The organism is Microvirga sp. P5_D2 (assembly GCF_054049475.1).
On record NZ_JBFUMH010000343.1, the window covers coordinates 1 to 1,998 of the forward strand.

Annotated in this window: 2 protein-coding genes; both read right to left on the minus strand. The window is 56.1% G+C overall.

Translation table 11 applies throughout. The features are described from left to right. On the minus strand, positions 1-888 hold an 888-nt coding region (locus ACXJKO_RS31480), incomplete at its 3' end, for an aconitase family protein (RefSeq protein ID WP_457094929.1). A gap of 39 nt (positions 889-927) precedes the next feature. Next, complete coding sequence (locus ACXJKO_RS31485; RefSeq protein ID WP_457094930.1) at positions 928-1,860, minus strand: MBL fold metallo-hydrolase; 933 nt, start codon at positions 1,858-1,860, stop codon at positions 928-930. Positions 1,861-1,998 lie beyond the last annotated feature (138 nt).

A 1,998-nucleotide genomic window follows, 5' to 3' on the forward strand; every position in this document is an offset into this window, starting at 1 on the left:
GAGATAGCCTGCGTGACTTTCGAGGCCAATAAACTCCGACAGGTTGCGGGAATTGGCCGGCGTCGGGGGGATAACTACGAGCGGTTCGAGGTTATCCAGGTCGATGTTGTAAACGGCCGAGTATTCCGCATCCTCATCGCTGAAGACCGGCTCGATCTTCTTCTTCGCCCGGGACAGCGCATATTCGAGGCGCTCCGCATCGGGATTGACGATGGCCGTGATCGCTCCCGTGAACATTGCAAGACCCGTGATGGTCTGAAGCCCTTCGGTCGAGATCTGCGATAGGGCTGGGCCGCCGAGTTCCAGAACCTGGAAGCGGCAGGAGGACGGGCCCATCGTGCGGACGAGGTGGTGGAACACGTCGCGCGCCATGACTCCTTTGTTCAACGTACCGGTGAGATTGACCCGCACCGTATGCGGAACCTTGATCGAAATGCGCTCACGGACGAAGGCTTCCAGGATGTTGCGCCGAATGCCCATGGCCAGGGTGCCGAAGGTTCCGAGCTGGCTCACATGCCCGTCGAAATGCACCACGAAAGCACCGGGTACAGCATAGCCAACCTCGGCCGCTACCTGGTGGCCAATGCCACGGCGCTCATAGAGAGCGACGCCATTTTCGGCGCACCATTTGCGGGTTCCTATGTGCAGCTCTTCCTCCTTGGGGGAGGTAGCCGGAACCATGTGGTCGATAAAGATGGCGTAACGATCCGGTTCGGCAACACGCTCGATACCGAAATCCTCTTTCATCTGCTTGAAATAGACATCGGTGTAACCGGGAAAGTCATAGGCAATCACGTAATCGGGCTTGGCCAGAACTTCATCTCCAGCCTTGACCGCGTCCTTGCCCGAGACGCGGGCCAGAATTTTCTCAGCGATCGTGTATCCCACGTCATAGCTCCTTCAATTTCGCAAAATCCGCGTGCCAGGTCAGGAGGTTGCTTCAACCTTGTCCTGAGAAAGTTCACGCGCTTGTGTCGCTTGTGCAGGCTCAAAACGATAGCCGTCCCCAGTGCGGCGCACGAAACCTGCGTGGGGTGGCCCAAAATGCATCGGCAGGAGGAGGGCGCCGCTGTCGGCGCAGAAGTCGAGCAGCTTGCGCCGGGTTTCCCGCGCCGCCTCCTGGTTCTCGCAGAAACAGGAATTAAGATGGGGTGCGTAAATTTGAATCGGCTGATGAATGCAATCCGCCGAAATCACGAATGATCCTTCCGGCGAAGTATATTTCAGGATCAGCTGCGTGTTGGTGTGACCGGGCGCGGCTTCGACCTTGAGACCGGGCATGATCTCATCGCCATCTTCGACGAACTCTGCCATGCCCGCTTCCGTAATAGGAAGAACGCTGTCCTCGATGACTGCGACATTTTCGGGAAAGACGCCTGGACCCTTGCCGGTCGTCCAGTGCTCGTACTCATCCTTACCGAAGATGTATCGCGCATTCGGGAAAGTCGGAACCCATTTGTCACCGCTTTTGCGCGTGTTCCAGCCCACATGGTCGATGTGAAGATGAGTGCAGAAGACGATATCGATATCTTCCGGCTGAATACCTGCTTTCGCGAGATTCTCCAGGAATGGAAAGTTCAGCATGTGGAATCGCTGAAACAGCGGGAGGGCGCGCTCTTTTCCATTGCCTGAACAGGTATCGACTAGGATCTTCGTCCCACCGATCTCGATCAACCAAGAATGAATGCTTGAGAAGGAGCGCCCGGTCTCCGCATCGAAGAAGTTCGGCTGGGCAAGCTGCGGATGCTTTTGGAATATGGCAGGGTCGAAACCCGGCAGGAGAAACGACGGCTGAAAGCCCTTCTCCAGAACCTCTTCAATACGAGTAACCTTGGCGGCACCGATTGTGAACGAGTTCACAACTATTCCTCCGAATTAGTTGTTTTTATCAATTGCAAACAGGGGTAGCACGGGCCGAACATCCTGCCAAGGAGTAAAATACGGTTCGTACAATGAAACGGCAGCTCCCGCCGGCATGCGAGATCGTTGAGTGTCATC